The organism is Pontibacter sp. MBLB2868 (assembly GCF_051904785.1).
In the GTDB taxonomy this organism is placed as follows: domain Bacteria; phylum Bacteroidota; class Bacteroidia; order Cytophagales; family Hymenobacteraceae; genus Pontibacter.
This window is the reverse complement of record NZ_CP196710.1, coordinates 4,554,955-4,568,735: the sequence shown is the minus strand read 5'-3', so window position 1 is coordinate 4,568,735 and position 13,781 is coordinate 4,554,955. Positions and strand designations below refer to the sequence as shown.

Annotated in this window: 28 protein-coding genes; all 28 read right to left on the bottom strand. The window is 39.5% G+C overall.

Annotated elements, in window-relative coordinates; genetic code table 11:
• Nucleotides 1-3 precede the first annotated feature (3 nt).
• Nucleotides 4-993 (bottom strand): DNA-directed RNA polymerase subunit alpha, encoded by a 990-nt coding sequence (locus ACSX1A_RS19715; protein ID WP_439881344.1) that lies wholly within the window; start codon nucleotides 991-993, stop codon nucleotides 4-6.
• Nucleotides 994-1,030: 37 nt separating this feature from the next.
• Nucleotides 1,031-1,636: a 30S ribosomal protein S4 gene (rpsD, locus tag ACSX1A_RS19710; RefSeq protein WP_439881343.1), complete on the bottom strand. Its 606-nt coding sequence runs from the start codon at nucleotides 1,634-1,636 to the stop codon at nucleotides 1,031-1,033.
• A 22-nt stretch (nucleotides 1,637-1,658) separates the two neighbouring features.
• On the bottom strand, nucleotides 1,659-2,051 hold the full coding sequence (gene rpsK, locus ACSX1A_RS19705; RefSeq protein WP_439881342.1) for a 30S ribosomal protein S11: 393 nt from the start codon (nucleotides 2,049-2,051) through the stop codon (nucleotides 1,659-1,661).
• Between the two features lie 9 nt (nucleotides 2,052-2,060).
• Entirely contained in the window at nucleotides 2,061-2,438 is a 378-nt protein-coding gene (gene rpsM / locus ACSX1A_RS19700) for a 30S ribosomal protein S13 (protein WP_377503296.1), read from the bottom strand.
• A 10-nt stretch (nucleotides 2,439-2,448) separates the two neighbouring features.
• On the bottom strand, nucleotides 2,449-2,565 hold the full coding sequence (gene rpmJ, locus ACSX1A_RS19695) for a 50S ribosomal protein L36 (RefSeq protein WP_007654264.1): 117 nt from the start codon (nucleotides 2,563-2,565) through the stop codon (nucleotides 2,449-2,451).
• Between the two features lie 6 nt (nucleotides 2,566-2,571).
• Entirely contained in the window at nucleotides 2,572-2,790 is a 219-nt protein-coding gene (gene infA, locus ACSX1A_RS19690) for a translation initiation factor IF-1 (protein WP_439881341.1), read from the bottom strand.
• On the bottom strand, nucleotides 2,791-3,564 hold the full coding sequence (map, locus tag ACSX1A_RS19685; RefSeq protein ID WP_439881340.1) for a type I methionyl aminopeptidase: 774 nt from the start codon (nucleotides 3,562-3,564) through the stop codon (nucleotides 2,791-2,793).
• Between the two features lie 3 nt (nucleotides 3,565-3,567).
• On the bottom strand, nucleotides 3,568-4,884 hold the full coding sequence (secY, locus tag ACSX1A_RS19680) for a preprotein translocase subunit SecY (protein ID WP_439881339.1): 1,317 nt from the start codon (nucleotides 4,882-4,884) through the stop codon (nucleotides 3,568-3,570).
• Nucleotides 4,885-4,889: 5 nt separating this feature from the next.
• A complete protein-coding gene (gene rplO, locus ACSX1A_RS19675; protein WP_439881338.1) occupies nucleotides 4,890-5,336 on the bottom strand; it encodes a 50S ribosomal protein L15 in 447 nt (148 codons plus the stop codon).
• Between the two features lie 2 nt (nucleotides 5,337-5,338).
• Nucleotides 5,339-5,518, bottom strand: coding sequence for a 50S ribosomal protein L30 (rpmD, locus tag ACSX1A_RS19670; protein ID WP_439881337.1), 180 nt, complete (start codon nucleotides 5,516-5,518; stop codon nucleotides 5,339-5,341).
• A gap of 5 nt (nucleotides 5,519-5,523) precedes the next feature.
• Nucleotides 5,524-6,042 carry a 30S ribosomal protein S5 gene (gene rpsE / locus ACSX1A_RS19665; protein WP_439881336.1) on the bottom strand — a complete coding sequence of 173 codons (519 nt, stop codon included), beginning with the start codon at nucleotides 6,040-6,042 and terminating at the stop codon, nucleotides 5,524-5,526.
• Between the two features lie 6 nt (nucleotides 6,043-6,048).
• Complete coding sequence (rplR, locus tag ACSX1A_RS19660) at nucleotides 6,049-6,396, bottom strand: 50S ribosomal protein L18 (RefSeq protein WP_439881335.1); 348 nt, start codon at nucleotides 6,394-6,396, stop codon at nucleotides 6,049-6,051.
• A gap of 8 nt (nucleotides 6,397-6,404) precedes the next feature.
• Nucleotides 6,405-6,959 (bottom strand): 50S ribosomal protein L6, encoded by a 555-nt coding sequence (gene rplF, locus ACSX1A_RS19655; RefSeq protein WP_439881334.1) that lies wholly within the window; start codon nucleotides 6,957-6,959, stop codon nucleotides 6,405-6,407.
• Between the two features lie 14 nt (nucleotides 6,960-6,973).
• Entirely contained in the window at nucleotides 6,974-7,372 is a 399-nt protein-coding gene (gene rpsH, locus ACSX1A_RS19650; protein ID WP_439881333.1) for a 30S ribosomal protein S8, read from the bottom strand.
• Nucleotides 7,373-7,461: 89 nt separating this feature from the next.
• Nucleotides 7,462-7,731 (bottom strand): 30S ribosomal protein S14, encoded by a 270-nt coding sequence (gene rpsN, locus ACSX1A_RS19645; RefSeq protein WP_377503306.1) that lies wholly within the window; start codon nucleotides 7,729-7,731, stop codon nucleotides 7,462-7,464.
• Between the two features lie 6 nt (nucleotides 7,732-7,737).
• Entirely contained in the window at nucleotides 7,738-8,292 is a 555-nt protein-coding gene (gene rplE / locus ACSX1A_RS19640) for a 50S ribosomal protein L5 (RefSeq protein WP_439881332.1), read from the bottom strand.
• A 1-nt stretch (nucleotide 8,293) separates the two neighbouring features.
• On the bottom strand, nucleotides 8,294-8,614 hold the full coding sequence (gene rplX, locus ACSX1A_RS19635) for a 50S ribosomal protein L24 (RefSeq protein WP_439881331.1): 321 nt from the start codon (nucleotides 8,612-8,614) through the stop codon (nucleotides 8,294-8,296).
• Between the two features lie 18 nt (nucleotides 8,615-8,632).
• Complete coding sequence (rplN, locus tag ACSX1A_RS19630) at nucleotides 8,633-9,001, bottom strand: 50S ribosomal protein L14 (protein ID WP_147920494.1); 369 nt, start codon at nucleotides 8,999-9,001, stop codon at nucleotides 8,633-8,635.
• Between the two features lies 1 nt (nucleotide 9,002).
• Nucleotides 9,003-9,260, bottom strand: coding sequence for a 30S ribosomal protein S17 (gene rpsQ / locus ACSX1A_RS19625; RefSeq protein WP_439881330.1), 258 nt, complete (start codon nucleotides 9,258-9,260; stop codon nucleotides 9,003-9,005).
• Nucleotides 9,261-9,273: 13 nt separating this feature from the next.
• Complete coding sequence (rpmC, locus tag ACSX1A_RS19620) at nucleotides 9,274-9,474, bottom strand: 50S ribosomal protein L29 (RefSeq protein ID WP_439881329.1); 201 nt, start codon at nucleotides 9,472-9,474, stop codon at nucleotides 9,274-9,276.
• 3 nt (nucleotides 9,475-9,477) lie between these two features.
• Complete coding sequence (gene rplP, locus ACSX1A_RS19615) at nucleotides 9,478-9,900, bottom strand: 50S ribosomal protein L16 (RefSeq protein WP_377503311.1); 423 nt, start codon at nucleotides 9,898-9,900, stop codon at nucleotides 9,478-9,480.
• Between the two features lie 30 nt (nucleotides 9,901-9,930).
• Nucleotides 9,931-10,674, bottom strand: coding sequence for a 30S ribosomal protein S3 (gene rpsC, locus ACSX1A_RS19610; protein ID WP_439881328.1), 744 nt, complete (start codon nucleotides 10,672-10,674; stop codon nucleotides 9,931-9,933).
• Between the two features lie 3 nt (nucleotides 10,675-10,677).
• A complete protein-coding gene (rplV, locus tag ACSX1A_RS19605; protein ID WP_439881327.1) occupies nucleotides 10,678-11,070 on the bottom strand; it encodes a 50S ribosomal protein L22 in 393 nt (130 codons plus the stop codon).
• A gap of 2 nt (nucleotides 11,071-11,072) precedes the next feature.
• Nucleotides 11,073-11,351, bottom strand: coding sequence for a 30S ribosomal protein S19 (rpsS, locus tag ACSX1A_RS19600; protein ID WP_377503314.1), 279 nt, complete (start codon nucleotides 11,349-11,351; stop codon nucleotides 11,073-11,075).
• Nucleotides 11,352-12,179 (bottom strand): 50S ribosomal protein L2, encoded by an 828-nt coding sequence (gene rplB, locus ACSX1A_RS19595; RefSeq protein WP_439881326.1) that lies wholly within the window; start codon nucleotides 12,177-12,179, stop codon nucleotides 11,352-11,354.
• Between the two features lie 10 nt (nucleotides 12,180-12,189).
• The gene (gene rplW, locus ACSX1A_RS19590) at nucleotides 12,190-12,477 is read right to left on the bottom strand and encodes a 50S ribosomal protein L23 (protein ID WP_439881325.1); all 288 of its coding nucleotides are present in this window, start codon (nucleotides 12,475-12,477) and stop codon (nucleotides 12,190-12,192) included.
• Nucleotides 12,477-13,106 (bottom strand): 50S ribosomal protein L4, encoded by a 630-nt coding sequence (gene rplD / locus ACSX1A_RS19585; RefSeq protein WP_439881324.1) that lies wholly within the window; start codon nucleotides 13,104-13,106, stop codon nucleotides 12,477-12,479. Before rplD ends, rplW begins: the two co-directional genes overlap by 1 nt.
• A 1-nt stretch (nucleotide 13,107) precedes the next feature.
• Nucleotides 13,108-13,725: a 50S ribosomal protein L3 gene (gene rplC, locus ACSX1A_RS19580; RefSeq protein ID WP_439881323.1), complete on the bottom strand. Its 618-nt coding sequence runs from the start codon at nucleotides 13,723-13,725 to the stop codon at nucleotides 13,108-13,110.
• Between the last annotated feature and the right edge of the window lie 56 nt (nucleotides 13,726-13,781).

Genomic DNA, 13,781 nt, shown 5'->3' with positions numbered 1-13,781 from the left:
GAATTATTCTTCTTCTAATTTATACTTGGAAAGATCCATACCGAATGTAAGGCCTTTCTCCTGAACCAGGTTCTCTAATTCAGTCAATGACTTCTTACCGAAGTTTCTGAACTTCATCATATCAGAGATATCAAGCTGAACAAGGTCGCCTAATGTTTTGATATCGGCAGCCTTCAAACAGTTGTAAGCTCTTACTGACAGGTCCATATCCTGTAATGAAGTCTTAAGCACTTTACGCATGTGCAGCAATTCTTCGTCTACAGCTTCCTCCTCTTCAGGTTTTGCAGTCTCAAATGTCATTGTATTATCTGAGAACAGCATGAAATGCTGTATAAGAATATTTGCAGCACCTTTAAGAGCATCTTCCGGGTGAATAGAGCCGTCAGTCTGTATGTCAAGAACTAGTTTCTCGTAGTCAGTCTTTTGCTCTACACGGGTGTTCTCCACGCTAAACTTTACGTTTTTGATTGGAGTGAAGATAGCATCAATTGAGATAAGACCAAATACCTGATCAGTTGTCTTATTTTCATCAGCAGGTACGTAACCACGTCCCTTCTGAATAGTAAGCTCAATCTCCAGGGTGATATTTTTATCCAGATGGCAAATAACCAGATCCGGGTTTAACACTTCAAAACTTGTAGTGAAATTATTAATATCACCAGCAGTGAAGGTATCCTTACCACTGATCGTTACTGTAATCTTATCATCGATAACTTCGCTTACTTTTTTGAAGCGAGCCATCTTCAAATTAAGGATGATATCAGAAACATCCTCCACCACGCCTTCAACAGACGAAAACTCATGCAGTACACCAGGTATGCGGATGCTTGTAATAGCGTAACCTTCTAAAGAAGATAACAAAATTCTTCGCAGTGCATTACCGATGGTTACACCGTAACCTTTTTCAAGCGGCTTGAATTCAAATAAACCATGAAAGTCGTCGGCTTTTTCCATTACAACTTTCTCTGGCATTTGAAATGCTAATATTGACATACTTGCAGTGTTAAAGGTTAAAAATTGATTAAGCTGATTACTTAGAGTAAAGCTCGACGATTAGCTGCTCCTGGATTTTCTCAGGGATTTGGTCACGCTCAGGCGTAGACACAAGCTTACCAACCATCTCAGAAGCGTTCCACTCTAACCAGCTAAACTGACGTGCATTACGTACAGAAAGGCTAGTTGTGATTGCTTCAAGAGATTTAGACTTTTCTCTAACGGCTACAGCATCACCAACTTTTAAGCTATAAGAAGGTATGTTAACAATCTCACCGTTTACAGTGATATGTTTGTGTAATACCAACTGACGCGCCGCTCTTCTTGTTGGAGCAATTCCCAGACGGTAAACTGTATTATCTAAACGAGACTCAAGCATAACCAGTAAGTTTTCACCAGTTACACCACCTTTACGGTGAGCTTTCTCGAAAATGTTAGCGAATTGCTTCTCCAGAATACCGTAAATGTATTTAGCCTTCTGCTTTTCTGCTAACTGAATAGCGTATTCAGACTGCTTCTTACGACGGCCTCTGCCATGCTGCCCTGGAGGGTAGCTTTTCTTTTTTAATGCTTTGCTTGGGCCAAAAATCTCTTCGTTGAATTTTCTGGAGATTTTGCTTTTAGGACCAGTATATCTTGCCATGTTATTTAATCTACTTTAAAAATTAAACTCTTCTGCGCTTAGGAGGACGACAGCCGTTGTGAGGTAATGGAGTAACATCTTTGATAGACGTAACTTCGATACCTGAATTCTGAACAGTACGGATGGCGGACTCTCTACCTGCACCTGGGCCTTTAACAAAAACTTCTGCTTTACGCATTCCAAGGTCATAAGCAACCTTAGCGCAATCAGAAGCTGCCATTTGTGCAGCGTAAGGAGTGTTCTTTTTAGAACCTTTGAAACCCATTTTACCAGCAGAAGCCCAAGAGATAACTTGTCCTGCGTTGTTGGTTACAGATATAATAATATTATTGAAAGAAGCTTTGATGTGTACTTGGCCAGTTGATTCAACAACTACAACACGCTTTTTAGCTTTATCTTTTCTTTTCTGAGCCATGATTAATGATTATTTAGAAGCCTTCTTCTTGTTTGCAACTGTCTTACGCTTTCCTTTTCTAGTGCGCGAGTTGTTCTTCGTGCGCTGTCCACGTACTGGCAGACCTTTACGGTGTCTTAATCCACGGTAGCAACCAATGTCAAGAAGACGCTTAATGTGCAACTGCACTTCTGATCTCAAAACACCTTCCGTTTTATGATCTGCAGCAATTACATTTCTAATCTCATTAGCTTCATCTTCAGTCCAGTCTTTCACCTTCTTGTCAAGATCCACCCCGGCCTTATTTAAGATAGTCTGAGAAAGGTTACGGCCAATACCGTAAATATAAGTCAAAGCTATCTCGCCTCTTTTGTTATCCGGAATATCTACTCCTGCTATTCTAGCCATACTCTTTTAATTATCCTTGTCTTTGTTTATATCTTGGATTTTTTTTGTTGATCACATAAAGTTTCCCCTTGCGGCGGATAACTTTACATTCAGCACTTCTTTTCTTTACTGATGCTTTAACTTTCATTGTAATTTATTTATATCGATAAACAATTCTACCTTTAGTTAAGTCATAAGGTGACATTTCTAATTTTACTCTGTCGCCTGGCAAAATTTTGATGTAGTGCATTCTCATTTTACCAGAAATGTGAGCTATTACCTGATGACCATTTTCAAGCTCTACCCGGAACATCGCGTTCGAAAGTGCTTCTACAATTGTTCCGTCTTGCTCTATAGATGACTGTTTCGCCATTTATTGTTTTTTAGCTTGTTCTATATATTCAAAAGATGTTAAAATCTCTGCTTTATCCTTTCGAACAACAACAGTATGTTCAAAGTGTGCTGATGGTTTGTTATCCCTAGTGCGGATAGTCCAACCATCTTCTTCCTGAACAATGTGCCTTGTGCCAAGATTGATCATTGGCTCAATAGCAATAACTAAACCATTCTGTAGTTTAATACCCTGGCCTCTTCGACCATAGTTAGCAACCTCAGGGGACTCATGTAAGTTCCTGCCTAAACCATGACCTACAAGTTCACGCACAACACCATACCCATTGGATTCGGCATGATGCTGTACGGCATAACTAATATCTCCTAATCTAGAGCCTACCGTAGCATTGTCAATCCCTTTATAAAGAGATTCCTTTGTAACAGTTAAAAGGTTCTGTACTTCGTCACTTACATTACCAACCGCATGTGTATAAGCACAGTCACTGTGGTAACCATTGTGGAACACTCCACAATCTACTGAAATTACATCCCCGTCTTTAAGAACATAATTACTAGGCATACCATGTACTACAGTAGCATTAACTGAAATACAAAGGCTATATGGAAAACCATTGTAATTTTTAAATGAGGGTTTAGCCCCATGATCCAGTATAAACTCTTCAGCTCTTTTATCTAACTCAGCCGTAGAGATACCTTCTTTTATAAGAAGAGCAATTTCGCCATGTGCTTTACTTAATATTAAAGCACTCTGGCGAATCAGCTCAATTTCTTCTTCAGTTTTGTAAAATATCATTTATTAAGATACCATGGCAATGTTCTCTGTACGACCTCTCAGTTTTCCAGATTTCATCATACCATCATAATGTCTCATGAGTAAATAACTTTCAATTTGCTGTAGTGTATCAAGTACAACTCCAACCATGATTATAAGTGAAGTACCTCCAAAGAATTGTGAGAACTCTCTTGTAACACCCAATAGCATTGCTAAAGAAGGGAATATGGCAACAAGTGCAAGATAAATAGCTCCAGGAAGAGTTATTCGAGTTAAAATTGTATCAATATATTCAGAAGTAGTTCTTCCTGGTTTAACACCTGGTATAAATCCGCCACTTCTCTTTAAATCATCAGCAATTTGATTTGGATTGACGCTAATTGCTGTGTAGAAATATGTAAACAAAAGGATCATTAAACCGAATACCAAATTGTATTGCCAAGAGGTAAAGTCAGAAAAAGTAGATCCGATATAGTTTGCAGTGTCACTGGAATCAGCCCATATAGATGCGATCATAGATGGCAGAAACATAAGAGACTGAGCAAATATAATTGGCATAACACCGGCAGCATTTACCTTTAAAGGTATAAATTGACGCTGTCCGCTGTATAAGGAGTTCCCTCCTACCTGTTTAGCATATTGTACAGGAATTCTTCTGATTGCCTGTGTTAACATTACAACAGACATTACTACAAAGAATAACACAGCTATCTCGAAAATGAAAAGCAAGGCGCCATTCAATTGCTTAGAAAGGAATTCAGCCACAATTGCACCTGGGAATCTGGATACTATACCAATCATGATCAGCATAGAGATACCATTACCGATTCCCTTATCGGTGATTTTTTCTCCTAACCACATACAGAAGATAGTACCTGAAGTAAGTACAATCATTGAAGTGATAGTAAACAGTGTTGTGCTAATTTCGATAGCCTCAGCATTGATTGTAGCAACAAAGCCAACCGCTTGAGCTAACGTAATAATGATAGTGAGAACTCGGGTGATTTGGTTTATTTTCTTTCTACCAGACTCACCCTCCTTCTGCATCTTTTGGAAGTAAGGTACAGCAATGGTTAAGAGCTGCAATACGATTGAAGCAGATATATAAGGCATGATACCCAATGCAAAGATGGAAGCATTACTAAATGCTCCACCTAAGAATGTATCCAGCAAACCAAACAGTCCTCCTGTATTAGCTTGAAGTTGATTAGGATCAATGCCAGGAAGAACAACATAAGAACCCAGTCTAAAAATGGCTATAAAAAGAATCGTATTTAAAATACGGACCCTCAGATCATCAATAGCCCAAATGTTCTTGATAGTTGTTATAAACTTCTTCATATCTACTAGATCGCAACTGTTTTACCGCCTGCTTTTTCAATAGATTCTGTAGCTGTCTGAGAGAAAGCATGTGCATGAATTTCAACAGCTTTACTGATCTCACCTCTACCTAATACTTTAATTTTATCGTTCTTCTGAACTAAACCATGTGCTTTGAAATAATCAAAGTTGAACACTGTTTCGTTCGTAGAATCTGCCAAAGATTGGATAACATCCAGGTTGATAGCTTTATATTCAACTCTATTGATGTTCTTAAAGCCATACTTTGGAACACGTCTCTGAAGTGGCATCTGCCCTCCTTCAAAGCCTGATTTCTGTGAATAACCAGAACGAGACTTGGCTCCTTTGTGACCTCTTGTAGAAGTACCACCTCTACCAGAACCAGTACCTCTACCTATTCTTTTTCTGTTTCTTACAGAACCTTCTGCAGGTTTTAATGAGTTAAGATACATTATTAAATATTTTTTACTTCTACAAGATGTTGAACCTTATTTACCATACCAGCAATCTGAGGAGTGTTTTCAACAGTTACCGATTTATTGATCTTACCAAGGCCTAAAGCTTGAATTGTAAGCTTTTGACTCTTTGGTTTGTCAATTATGCTTTTGATTTGTGTGATAGTAATCTGAGCCATCTCAATTAACCGTTAAATACTTTCTGAAGATTTACACCACGCTGCTGAGCTACTGCTAAAGGATCACGCATCTTAGCTAGTGCATCAAAAGTAGCCTTTACCACGTTATGTGGGTTAGAAGATCCTTTTGACTTACAAAGTACATCCTTAATACCAGCACTTTCTAGTACTGCACGCATAGCACCACCCGCGATAACACCTGTACCTGGAGCTGCTGGTTTAACCAACACATAACCACCAGAATACTTGCCTTCCATTGGATGAGGTACTGTATTATGATATACCGGAACCTTAACAAGGTTCTTTTTAGCATCATCAATACCTTTGGCAATTGCATCAGTTACTTCGTTGGCTTTACCAAGTCCGTATCCAACTACACCGTTACCGTCACCAACAACAACTATGGCAGCGAAACTAAATCTTCTACCACCTTTAACTACCTTGGCAACGCGATTAATAGCTACTACTTTCTCTTTTAATTCGATTTCGCTAGCTTTTACACTACGTATATTATTCTTCAACATAAATTTTTAGAATTTAAGGCCAGCTTCACGAGCGCCTTCTGCCAATGATTTAACTTTACCATGGTATAGGTAACCAGAGCGGTCAAAAACTACCTGGCTAATTCCTTTTTCAAGGGCAAGTTCAGCAATGGCTTTTCCAACTCTGTTAGAAGTATCTATGTTTGCTTTTGCATCATCAAGCTTAGCTGAAGAAGCAGCTACCAGTGTTTTACCGGTAGTGTCATCGATGATCTGTGCATAGATAGCCTTGTTGCTTCTAAATACAGACAATCTAGGTCTTTCAGCTGTACCAGAGATCTTATTCCTGATACTTCTCTTAATTCGAAGTCTTCTTGTTACTTTATTAGCAGACATGATGATGATTATTTAGACGCTGTCTTACCAGCTTTTCTTCTGATTACTTCACCAACGAAACGGATACCTTTACCTTTGTAAGGTTCCACTTTACGTAGTGATCTGATTTTGGCAGCAACCTGACCTATTAACTGCTTGTCATTGCTTTCAAGTGTTATAAGTGGTGCTTTACCTTTTTCTGTAACTGCTGTAGCAGAAACCTCTGCAGGCAGGGCCATGAAAATGTTATGAGAGTAGCCTAATGCAAGCTCAAGAATATCTCCCTGAACAGTTGCTTTATAACCAACACCCACTAATTCTAACTGCTCCTTATAGCCTTCGCTTACACCAATAATCATGTTATTGATAAGAGACCTGTACAGACCATGCATAGCCTTATGGCGCTTCTGCTCTGTCGGACGCTCAACAACAATCTGATTATCCTGCTCTTTAACAATAATATCTTTGTCAACTGTAGTACTTAAAGATCCTTTCGGACCTTTAACTGTAACTACGTTGTCATTACCGATGCTAATTTCAATGTTATTAGGCAGGGTGATTGGCAATTTTCCTATTCGTGACATTGTCTATCCTCCTATTAATAAACGTAACATAATACCTCGCCACCTATATTAAGTGACCTGGCTTCTTTCTCTGTCATTACGCCTTTAGAAGTAGACAAAATAGCTACACCAAGTCCATTAAGAACTCTTGGTAACGCTTCACTTCCAGCGTATTTGCGAAGCCCTGGCTTACTTACCCTCTCTAATTTCACAATAGCAGATTGCTTAGTGTTAGGGTTGTACTTCAGAGCGATCTTGATAGTACCTTGTACAGCAGAGTCTTCAAACTTGTAGCTTTGAATATACCCTTTATCGTACAATACTTTTGTTATCTCTTTTTTAATCTTGCTAGATGGTATTTCAACTATTCTGTGGTTTGCCTTGATGGCATTACGCACTCTAGTTAAATAATCTGCTATTGGATCTGAGTTCATTACGAATCACTTAAATAATGAATGCTTACTCTAAGCGAGCGGCAAAGATACGAATATCTTCTTTACTTTCTCACTATCGTAAGAAAATTTTACCAGCTCGACTTTGTTACACCAGGAATTTTACCCATTACAGCAAGTTCTCTGAAAACTACACGAGAAATACCGAACTTTCTCATATAACCTCTTGGACGTCCTGATAACTTGCAACGGTTGTGTAATCTAACAGGTGATGCGTTACGTGGAAGTTTATCCAGCGCATCATAATCACCATTAGCTTTCAATTCAGCTCTTTTAGCAGCATACTTTGCTACTAATTTCTGTCTTTTCAGCTCTCTAGCTTTTACTGCTTCCTTAGCCATGTCTTTTTATTTCTTGATGTTTGTGAAAGGCATACCGAATGCTTTTAGCAACTCATAGCTCTCTTCGTCAGTATTAGCTGTAGTCACAAAAGTAATGTCCATTCCAGTAATGGCCTTAATTTTGTCAATGCTGATCTCCGGGAAGATGATTTGCTCTTTGATACCTAAGGTATAGTTACCACGGCCATCAAAACCTTTGTCATTCACGCCTCTGAAGTCACGTACACGTGGTAAAGCAATAGTTAAAAGACGGTCCAAGAATTCATACATCTTTTCACCTCTTAAAGTAACTTTTGCACCGATTGGCATACCTTCACGAAGCTTGAAGTTTGATACAGACTTCTTCGCGATTGTTGCAACAGCTTTTTGACCAGTGATGGTTGACAATTCATCAACACCGATATCAACTAGTTTTTTATCAGCTACAGCAGCACCAATACCCTTATTGATAGAGATTTTGGTGAGTTTAGGCACCTGCATCACGTTCTTATATTGGAACTTCTCTTTCAGGGCAGGCACTACCTCATTCTGATATTTCTCTTTTAATCTTGTAGTAGCCATGTTAGATTACTTCTCCTGTTTTTTTAGAGTAACGCTCTGTTTTTCCTTCGCTGTTCTTTCTGCTTCCAGCTTTGAATGTTTCACCTTTTGCGTTTGCTAAGGCAACATTACTAGCGTGCATTGGAGCTTCAACTTTAGAGATTCCTCCCTGAGGATTGGCAGCACTAGGCTTAGAATGCTTAGTTACCATATTTAATCCTTCGATTGTTACTCTCTGCTTGTCTAGATTAACAGCGATCACACGGCCAGTTTTACCGCGCTCGTCACCGGCTATAACTTTAACTGTATCGCCAGTTTTTACATGAAGTTTTTTCTTATTCATCTTAATCTGAATTAGGGTTTATAGAACTTCAGGTGCTAACGAAACAATTTTCATGAATTGCTTTTCACGAAGTTCACGTGCAACCGGACCGAAAATACGAGTACCACGCGGTTCGTTGTTTGCGTTCAGAAGAACAGCGGCATTATCATCAAATCTGATGTATGATCCGTCTTTTCTTCTTACCTCTTTCTTAGTTCTTACTATTACTGCTTTAGAAACAGTACCTTTTTTAACATTACCAGAAGAAAGAGCTGATTTAACAGTTACAACTATTCTATCACCGATAGAGGCGTACTTCTTACCAGTACCTCCTAACACACGGATACATAGTACCTCTTTGGCACCACTGTTATCCGCAACAGTAAGTCTTGATTCCTGCTGTATCATTTTACTTCGCCCTTTCTATGATTTCTACTAAACGCCAGTTTTTATTTTTGCTCAACGGACGAGTTTCCTGGATCTTAACATAGTCGCCTATGTTACACTCATTTTTCTCGTCGTGTGCCATAAATTTAGTGGACTTGCTTAGAAACTTACCATACATTGGGTGTTTCATTCTGCTCTCCACTAATACAGTGATAGATTTGTCCATCTTGTTGCTAACAACCTTACCACTTCTTTCTTTTCTAAGATTTCTCTCGTTCATGATCTAATAAGTATTAAGAGTTAGCTTCAATTTCACGACGACGGATCTCTGTATTAAGACGAGCGATGGTGCGCTTAGTCTCACGTATCTTCATCGGGTTCTCCAACGGAGATATAGCATGTGCAAAACGAATGTTCTGCATGTTGGAGCGCTCAGTGTTAAGCTTCTCTTTTAATTCCTCTAAAGATAAAGCTGTTATCTCTGAATTTTTCATATACTATTTCTCAACGTAATCTCTACGTACTACAAATTTTGTTTTAACTGGAAGCTTCTGAGCAGCTAGTCTCAATGACTCTTTTGCTACCTCCATAGGTACACCATCAGATTCAAACATGATTGTACCTGGCTTAACAACTGCTACCCAATACTCTGGGGAACCTTTACCTTTACCCATACGCACTTCTGCTGGCTTTTTGGTAATAGGTTTATCTGGGAAGATACGGATCCAAACCTGACCCTCACGTTTCATTGCTCTTGTCATCGCGATACGAGCGGCCTCAATCTGGCGGCTTGTGATCCAAGATGCTTCAAGCGATTTGATCGCAAATGAACCAAATGAAATAGTACTGCCTCTATGAGCCAGACCTTTCACGCGGCCTTTTTGCATTTTTCTATATTTTGTCCTTTTAGGCTGTAACATTTTCTAATACTTAATAATGTTATCGAACACTTATTGACGACGCTTACGCTTAGGTGCTCCCTCAGCTTTCTTGCGTCCACCACGTCTATCACCAGAAGATGAACCAGGTCCTTTGCTTTCTAATCCAGCATTAGGAGTAAGATCTTTTTTGCCATAAACTTCGCCTTTAAAGATCCATACTTTGATACCTAGTTTACCATACACAGTTTGTGCTTCAGAAAGTGCATAGTCGATATCAGCACGTAATGTATGAAGAGGAGTTCTACCCTCTTTGTAATGCTCAGTTCTTGCCATTTCAGCACCACCTAGACGGCCTGAAACCTGAACTTTGATACCTTCTGCTCCTACTCTTAAAGCAGAAGCAATTGCTTGCTTCATGGCACGGCGGAAAGAGATACGAGCTTGTAGCTGCTGAGCGATAGACTCGCCTACAAGTTTTGCATCAAGTTCTGGACGCTTAATTTCAAAAATGTTAATCTGAACATCTTTGTTTGTAAGCTTCTTTAACTCCTCCTTGATCTTATCTACTTCCTGACCACCTTTACCAATAACAACACCCGGACGGGCAGTGTTAACTGTGATAGTGATGCGCTTTAGCGTTCTCTCGATTATTATTTTAGAAATTCCGCCTTTAGGAATACGCGCTAAAATATATTTTCTGATTTTCTCATCCTCGATCAGCTTCTCAGCAAAATCTTTGCCGCCATACCAGTTAGAATCCCAACCTTTAACGATACCGAGGCGAAAACCAATTGGATTTACTTTCTGTCCCATTTCTTACTTGTTGGCTTTTTTAGATTTCTTTGATTGCTGCTCTAGTTGCTCTTCAGTCATGCTATCTATTACTAGAGTAACATGGTTTGATCTTTTCCTGATGCGGTATCCGCGGCCCTGAGGAGCCGGACGAAGACGCTTAAGCATTTTTCCTTCATTTACAAAGATCTCTTTGATGAATAGATTCGCATCCTCAACTCGAGCATCTTCGTTATTCTGCTGCCAGTTAGACAACGCAGATAAAAGGAGCTTCTCAATTCTTGCTGCACCAGCATTAGGTTCAAACTTAAGTAAACCTAGGGCTCTTGAAACGCTTTTACCGCGGATCAAGCCAGCTACTAATCTCATTTTACGAGGAGAAGTAGGCACATTATTTAATCTTGCTACTGCTTCCATGATTAACGCTTACCTTTATCTTTTTTAGCGATGTGACCTCTAAAGTTCCTTGTTGGAGCAAATTCACCTAGTTTATGACCTACCATGTTTTCAGTAACATAAACCGGAATGAACTTATTACCATTGTGAACTGCGAATGTATGACCTACGAATTCCGGAGAAATCATGGATCTGCGTGACCAAGTCTTGATAACTGTTTTCTTACCAGACTCGTTCATTACATCGACTTTATTCTGGAGCCTATAGTCAATATAAGGCCCTTTTTTTAATGATCTAGCCATTTATTTTTTCTTTCCTCTGTTAACTATAAGCTTTTCAGAATACTTATTCTTGTTTCTGGTCTTATAACCTTTTGCAATTAAGCCTTTACGTGAGCGTGGGTGACCACCTGAAGATTTACCTTCACCACCACCCATAGGGTGATCGACTGGGTTCATCGCAACACCACGTACACGAGGACGTCTACCTAACCATCTGTTACGTCCTGCTTTTCCAAGCTTAACGTTCATATGGTCAGAATTAGAAACTGTTCCTACTGTAGCAAAGCAGTTAACTAGTACCATTCTTAATTCACCTGAAGGCAATTTGATAGTTGCGTATCTACCTTCACGTGCAACAAGCTGAGCATAAGAACCTGCACTACGTGCAAGTGTTCCACCATTTCCTGGCTGAAGCTCAATGTTGTGAATGATTGTACCTAGAGGAATATCAGATAAAGGTAAGCTGTTGCCAACTTCCGGTGCTATTCCAGGGCCAGAGGTGATCTCTGTACCTACTTGTAGTCCTGCTGGAGCAATGATATAACTCTTCTCTCCATCTGCGTAGTAAAGCAATGCGATACGTGCAGTTCTGTTTGGATCGTATTCTATCGATTTAACAGTTGCTGGTATACCATGCTTGTTACGCTTGAAATCTATAACTCGGTATTTTCTTTTATGACCGCCACCCATGTAGCGCATTGTCATTTTACCTGAGTTATTGCGTCCACCAGATTTTGTGATTGGTGCCAACAAAGATTTTTCCGGAGTAGATGATGTTATTTCATCAAAAGCAGGAGCTACTCTAAATCTTTGACCTGGTGTTGTTGGTCTTAACTTTTTTAAAGCCATTTCTACTTAATTATATGCCGCTGTAAAAGTCTATTACTTCACCATCCTTCACGGTGATGATTGCTTTCTTTATCAAAGACGTACGGCCACTTACAGCTCCAGACTTTGTATATTTAGTCTTCACTTTACCAAGTGATCTCATGGTAGCTACTTTTTCAACAGTAACTCCATACATCTTTTCTACTGCCTTCTTGATCTCAACTTTATTGGCTTTTTTATCAACCTCAAAAGCATATTTACCAACCTCGTTCATGGCAGCGTACTTCTCTGTGATTAGTGGTCTTTTCAGAACGTTCATTATTGTGCGCTAAAGAGGTTTTCTAATACTTTAACTGAATCTTCAACTAAAAGAAGCTTCTCAGTGTTCAGCAGATCATAAGTGTTCACGTCACTTGCAGTAGAAACTTTAACCTTTTTAAGGTTTCTGCCTGAAAGCACAACATTCTTATCAACAGCTGGAACAACTAACAAAGTTTTACCAGTTGAATTCAGGTTACTTAATATCGAGATAAATTCTTTTGTCTTAGGAGCATCAAAAGTAAATGACTCAACTAAGGCTACTTTATTATCACGTGCCAAAAGAGACAGAGCTGATAAACGAGCTACCTCCTTTAGTTTCTTATTTAACTTGAAGCTGTAGTTTCTTGGCTTAGGACCGAATACACGACCACCACCGATGAACACAGGAGACTTTAAGCTACCTGCACGGGCTCCACCTGTACCTTTTTGCTTCTTAATTTTCTTTGTTGAGCCAGCTACTTCAGCACGCTCCTTTGACTTGTGTGTACCCTGTCTCTGATTCGCCAGGTACTGCTTAACGTCAAGATACATTGCGTGCTCATTTGGCTCAACACCAAAGATCGCATCAGAAAGCGTCACCTTTCTGCCCGTATCTTCACCTTTAATATTTAATACAGAAAGCTCCATTTTACTTCTCAATTAACACGTAAGAATTTTTGGCACCTGGTACTGAGCCACTAACTACTAACAGGTTTTTATCTGCGATAACACGAACAACTGTTAAGTTTTGGATCTTAACTCTGTTGCCGCCCATTCTACCAGCCATACGCATTCCTTTGAATACTCTTGATGGCCAAGAACATGCACCGATTGAACCTGGGTGTCTTGCGCGGTTATGCTGACCGTGCGTTTGGCCACCAACACCTGCAAAGTTGTGACGCTTTACAACACCCTGAAAACCTTTACCTTTTGATGTACCAACTACATCAACAAACTCTCCTTCTAAGAAAAGATTCACATCTACTGTGTCTCCAAGGTTAAAGGACGAACCTTCAACGTCAAACTCAGCAACTCTCTTCTTAGGAGCAGTATTAGCTTTTTTGTAGTGACCTGCTTCCGCCTTAGTTACTCTTTTAAGCTTCTTCTCGCCATAGCCAAGCTGTACAGCTTCATAGCCATCAGTCTCGACTGTCTTCACTTGAGTAACTACACACGGACCTGCTTGAATAAGCGTAACTGGTGTGTATTTACCATCTGCAGTGAAGAGGCTTGTCATTCCGATTTTTTTACCGATAATTCCAGGCATTCAACTTGATTTTAAAAAGATGGATACAATATTATATTGCCCCTCAGTTTTGCTAA